Origin of the sequence: Sphingobacterium sp. SGL-16, assembly GCF_011043515.1 — a bacterium.
Taxonomy (GTDB): domain Bacteria; phylum Bacteroidota; class Bacteroidia; order Sphingobacteriales; family Sphingobacteriaceae; genus Sphingobacterium; species Sphingobacterium litopenaei.
Window position 1 is genome coordinate 66,614 of sequence record NZ_JAAKGQ010000016.1, and the last position, 6,413, is coordinate 73,026.

General features: G+C 35.9%; 3 protein-coding genes. All 3 read left to right on the forward strand.

Annotated elements, in window-relative coordinates; all coding sequences use genetic code 11:
* Nucleotides 1-14: 14 nt before the first annotated feature.
* The 3 genes from G5B32_RS07650 to G5B32_RS07660 are packed head-to-tail and all read left to right on the forward strand — an operon-like array spanning nucleotide 15 to nucleotide 6,088.
* The gene (locus G5B32_RS07650) at nucleotides 15-3,122 is read left to right on the forward strand and encodes a SusC/RagA family TonB-linked outer membrane protein (protein WP_165290958.1); all 3,108 of its coding nucleotides are present in this window, start codon (nucleotides 15-17) and stop codon (nucleotides 3,120-3,122) included.
* Between the two features lie 23 nt (nucleotides 3,123-3,145).
* A complete protein-coding gene (locus G5B32_RS07655) occupies nucleotides 3,146-5,167 on the forward strand; it encodes a RagB/SusD family nutrient uptake outer membrane protein (RefSeq protein ID WP_165290959.1) in 2,022 nt (673 codons plus the stop codon).
* A gap of 24 nt (nucleotides 5,168-5,191) precedes the next feature.
* Entirely contained in the window at nucleotides 5,192-6,088 is an 897-nt protein-coding gene (locus G5B32_RS07660; protein ID WP_165290960.1) for a BT_3044 domain-containing protein, read from the forward strand.
* The last annotated feature ends 325 nt before the right edge of the window (nucleotides 6,089-6,413 follow it).

Genomic DNA, 6,413 nt, shown 5'->3' on the forward strand with positions numbered 1-6,413 from the left:
CTCTTATTATTAAAATGAAAATTTCTCAATTTATAGTCTTGTTGTTAATCATCGTATACACGATACCCACATTTGCTCAGCAAGGAAAAGAATTATCCATAGCAGGAACTATTGTAGACATAAACAAGAATCCATTGCCTAATGTATCAATCTACGTAAAAGATAAACCATCCATAGGATCCTCTACAGATGATAAAGGAAGATTCAATCTAAAAGTACTTTACGGAGACAAAATAGTATTTAGCTATGTAGGTTACGAAACAGTAGAACACTTAAGTATTAATGATAAAGATGATTTGTTGATTACTCTAATTCAAGACAATTCATCAATTGATGAAGTCGTTGTTGTAGGCTTAGGGAATGTTCAAAGAAAAATAAGTTCAGTAGGTGCAATTTCTACAGTAGATCCAAAAGACTTGCAATCACCTGCACCATCTATAACAAATCTATTAGGAGGACGTGCAGCTGGTGTTATCTCCATGCAAGCAAGCGGGGAACCTGGCAAAAATATCGCTGAATTTTGGGTACGTGGCATTGGCACTTTCGGTGCTAATAATAGCGCATTAGTATTAATTGATGGTTTAGAGGGGAATTTAAATACAATTGATCCTGCAGACATCGAAAGTTTCTCCATTTTGAAAGACGCATCTGCAACAGCTGTATACGGTGTTCGCGGTGCTAACGGGGTTGTTTTAGTAACAACTAAAAGAGGTTTGGTAGATCGTATCCAATTAACTGCTAGAGTGAATACTACATTATCCACTCTAAATAGGTTACCCAAATATGTAGATGCTTATAATTATGCATTGTTAGCAAACGAGGCTAGTGTAATTAGAGGAAATACTCCAATTTACAACCAAGTGGAGTTGGGGATTATAAAAGATGGATTAGATCCTGATTTATATCCGAATGTAAATTGGCAGGATGAAATATTAAATAAAAACTTTTGGTCTAATAGCTACTATGTAAGTGGTAGAGGTGGCAGTGAGGTCGCACGTTATTTTTTAAGTTTGGGAGGAAAAAATCAAACTGCTGCTTATAAAGTAGATAAGAATTCTCCTTATAGTTCAAATGTTGGGTTCAATTCATACAGTTACCGAATTAATTTGGACGTTAATCTTACCAAATCGACAAAAGTTTTCTTAGGTTCAGATGGCTTTTTATCAATCTTGACACAACCAGGGATTGCCAATACGGATTATATCTGGGGAGCACAGTCTAGCTTAACACCTTTGACTATACCTACTCAATTTACCAATGGATTATTACCTGGGCGAGGTAAATCAGATCAATCCTCTCCGTATGTAATGATCAATAGAACAGGCAAAGCTGCTGATGAAGAATATAGAGGTAAAACCACACTATCGTTAAACCAAGATCTATCGTCAGTATTAGATGGTTTGAAATTTCGAGTTCAAGGAGCCTATGACATTTATAGTTACTTTAATGAGCGTCGACGGGTACAACCTGCATTATATAATGGTATTGGTAGAGCAGCGGATGGCTCATTAATCACCATTCTTACTGTACCTGAGGAAAAGGCTAGTTATAAAAAAGAAACAAGACAATTCCGAAAATATTTCTTAGAAACAGTAATTAATTATGATAAGGTGTTTAATAATGATCACCGAACATCCGCATTAATATACTATTATTTAAGTGACTCAAAAGATACGAAAGACGCCATATCAAATCTTGAATCTATTCCTTTACGCTACCAAGGTGTGTCAAGTCGTGTCACTTATGGGTATAAAGATACTTATTTATTAGATGCAAACTTTGGATACACAGGATCTGAAAACTTTCAACCAGGGCGTCAATACGGATTTTTCCCATCAGTAGCATTAGGCTGGGTACCATCAAGTTATAGATTTGTGCAGGAGTCCGCACCATGGTTAAATTATTTCAAAATAAGAGCATCATATGGATCTGTTGGTAATGACCGTATTTCCAACACAAGATTCCCTTACTTGACAAAAGTAAACCAGGGAACCACGCAATTGAATTCTGATAATGATCTTTGGGGAATAGGAGGAGTAGAGACAATAGGCGAAACACGTATAGGCGCTGACAATTTGGCTTGGGAACGAGCAATTAAATCAAACATTGGTTTTGAAGGAAAAATATTCAACAATAAATTAGATTTTGTATTTGACATTTTCAAAGATGAACGTAATGGAATATTTCAACAACGCGTGCAAGTGCCTGACTATGTAGGAGTTCTAAACAACCCATTTGCAAATGTTGGACGTATGCAAAGTTCAGGGATGGATGGAAATATATCATATAAAGGAAATATAACAAAGGATATAAATTTCACCTTACGCGGTAACTTTACTTACGCTAAAAATATGGTTAAGAATTGGGAGCAAGCTTACCTAGAATACCCCTACTTAGAGTACAATAATTTTCCGCACAAATCAATCCGCGGCTTGCAAGCCTTAGGTTTATTCAAAGACCAAGATGATATTAATTATAGCCCTCAGCAAACATTTGGAGCTGTAATGCCTGGTGATATCAAATACAAAGATATCAATGGAGATGGAATCATTGACAATTTAGATAAAGTACCCTTAGCACAAAATGATGAAATTCCATTGATTATGTATGGATTTGGAGGTCAAGTAAGTTACAAAAAGATTTCTTTAGGCGTTCTATTTAAAGGAACGGGAAGTAGTCCATTCTTTTATGGAGGAATTGGATATAGACCATTTTATGAAGGAGCAATAGGTAACGTCTTAGATATCGTTGCGGACCCGTCGAATCGTTGGATTCCGAAGGAATACGCTATATTAAATGGTATTGACCCTAACCTATCAGAGAATCCTAATGCGAAATTTCCTCGTTTATCCTATGGAGGGAGCACAAACAATAATCAGACATCAACATTTTGGCAAAGTGATGCAAAGTATATACGACTACAAGAAGTAACAATAAATTACAACTTAAATCCTTCTTTCTTGAGAAAAGCAGGCATAAAGTCTATGGACCTACAGTTTGTTGGTAACAACTTATATACTTGGGATACTGTAAAAATATTTGACCCAGAACAAGCAAGATTCAATGGCCGTAAATACCCAATACCTTCCACGTATTCGGTTCAATTATATATTAATTTTTAAGTGAGAAAGAACAAATCAAGTAAATGAAAAATTCAGTTTTAAAAAGAATAGTGGGAGTATCAGTATTCATAATTGCTTTATCTACCACATCGTGTAAAGATTATTTAAAAATAGATAGTTATTTTGATGATGAATTTAAGATAGACTCTGCATTCAGCAGCACACGAAATATGGAAGCATATATGTGGGGCGCCGCAGCTATGTTTAAAGATGAATCACAAACTATCCGCAACAATTTCACGCCAGGCCCTATGGCTACTGACGAAGGCTTTAATGGCTTAACAAACGCAAATGGTACTGGAAACATATACCACGGGATGGATTTTGCAACAGGACGTATCACACCAGATTTTTATGGGGAAGGTGCTACCAACTTAAATCAATGGGGAAATTATTACAAAATAATTAGAAAGTGTAATATGATTTTGCAAAATTTAGATGTGCCCGAAGACTTGAACAATGCAAATAGGGCAAGAATTGAAGGCTACACTAAATTTATTAGAGCATATGCATATTATTATCTTTTGTTAGATTATGGTCCTCCGATCTTATTAGGAGATGAATTGGTTAACACTAATGAGGAGTTAGCATATTACGACAGAGAACGCGCTACGTTTGATGAAGCGATGGAATACATCTGTAATGAATTTGAATCAGCCGCATTATTAATGCCTGATGAAGTAGGAATTTTAGATTTTGGTAAGCCTACACGTGGCGCGGCGTATGCTTTAATTGCTAGGTTGAGATTAATACATGCAAGTCCATTATATAACGGAGGCGCAGTTGCAAATTCGTATTTTGGATCATGGATACGTAAATCAGATGGAGTACATTATGTTTCCCAAAAGATTGATGAAAAGAGATGGGCTATTGCCGCTGCTGCTGCTAAACGGGTAATGGACATGGGCAAGTACCGACTATACACGGTACAGGCAGATGATCAAACAGCCAAGTTGCCACAAGGCATAACATCAGACCCTAACTTTTACAACACATTTCCAAATGGCGCTGGAGGGATAGATGCTTTCCGTTCCTACTCAGACATTTTTACTGGAGAGGCTTACCCAGCGATAAATCCCGAGTTTATATGGGCTAGAAACACGCAATACTTAAATACTACTATTAATCAAGGTGCGTTTCCTCCTTCTTTGGGCGGATGGGGTAGATTTTGTATAACACAGAAGGTGGTTGACGCCTACCTAATGGACGATGGTCGTACTAAGGAAGAGGCTTCTTCTGACGGGTATTATTCTGAAAAAGGTTTTACTACACAAGCTAAACGTTTTTCAGGATATCCATTAAATTCAGGCATCTATAATATGTATGCTAATCGAGAAATGCGCTTTTATGCTTCCGTGGGCTTTAATGGTGCTGTTTGGCAAAATTTAAGTGTAGTTTCGAAAACAAATCATACCGCAGACTACTTCTTCCAGGGCGCTGATGGTCGTGGAGGCGTTACCGCTTCCTCTCCTAATTATCCTATTACAGGTTATGTAATTAAAAAATACAACCATCCTATGGATGCTTTAACTGGAACAGGAGCTCGTAGAATTGATAAGGCTTATTCAATAATTCGCTATGCAGAAATTTTATTAATTTACGCAGAAGCATTAAATAATCTAAAAGCAAGCCATACTGTGACCATAGGCAACCAAGACTATGTCATATATCGGGATGAAGAAGAGATAAAAAAATCATTTAATCAAGTTCGTTATCGAGCAGGTCTCCCAGGACTTTCACACGCTCAATTAAATAATGCGGATTTAGTGCAGAAACTAATCGAAAGAGAAAGAATGGTAGAACTCTTATGGGAAAATCTTCGTTATTATGATGTCAGAAGATGGGGCATTTATGAAGAGACAGAAAGGGAGCCTATGAGCGGCATGAATCCTGATGGAGCTACCGCAGAAACTTACTATCGTCGGGTAATTCCTGGTTCGTCATCCTTCTTAAAGCGAGAAGTAAGTAAAAGATTAGTATGGCTTCCTATTCCAAGAGCAGAATTACGAAGATTGCCTTCGGTATCACAAAACCCTGGTTACTAAATGTTAAACTGTAATAAAAATAATATGAAAAGTAGACTTATAGCATTATTTATCTTACAATATTTTTTAATTTCATGTAATGATAATGATGTCTTTGAACAGGAAATGTATAAAAATGTTGTTGCCTTAATAAGTAGTTCATATCATAATAATTTTGAAGAAGTTGTTCCTTTAAATGATGAAGAAGTGACTGGATATATCACAGCCTCAGTGGGCGGATCATATGCTCCAGACCGAGATCTGACTGTTAATCTTATTGAAGATAATACACTATTCGATAAATACAACTGGTCTTTATATGATGCTGACACTAAATTATATGCTAAATTATTAACAAAAGCAAGCTACAACATTCCTGAAGCTAAAATTGTTATAAAAGCAGGTGAACGTACGGGCCGTGCATTAGTTAAATTACGTCCTGATGGATTATCTCCTGATTCCACATATTTCATTAGTTTAAAAGCTTTACCTGAAGAGGGCGTAGAAATAAATCCCAATAAAAGTAATGTACTATACAAAGTAATGATTTATAATCAATTTGCCTCTCAGGCTAAAAATTCTTTCTATAGTATGACAGGATTACAAGATGGAGCAATAACAGCAGGCAGTAAAAAATTATTTCCTATTTCTAAAAATAGTGTTCGTGTTACTGCTGGTATAGAATCTTTTACTAGTAATGAGCAAAGTATAGCAAAAACATCAATGATACTGGAAGTTGGTCCAGATAATAAAGTTACTATAAAGCCTTATAAAAACCTCGTGGTGCATCAAATAGATAATGATTCTCGTTATCCTAATAAGTTTACAATCGAAGAATCTTATGGTCGAAAATTCAACGTTTTTACTTTATGTTATGATTACCAAATTGGAAATATAACCAAACGTATGCATGAGGAATTAAGAATGGAAATAACTGAGTAATTTCTTCCATAAAAAGTCCATTAGGGAGTAACAAAGAAAGTGTTACTCCCTTTATCATACAACCAAATGCTCCTGACTTCAACATGAGTTTTACCGAAAAATCTTGCTCCCGTCAGGAAATATAATCTGTTAATTACATTTTTATGATTCTAAAAGAATAGACTTCCCCATTTTTTAAAAATTTATAAAACGGAGCGTAAAACCCACAGGTCTTTAGCCTGTGGGATGTGAGCGACTAACCCTGATTGAGAATATACTGACGAATAGTATCAGGAGATGCTTCACCTATTGAACAAACAAAATAACCATCAGATCAGAAAGTATT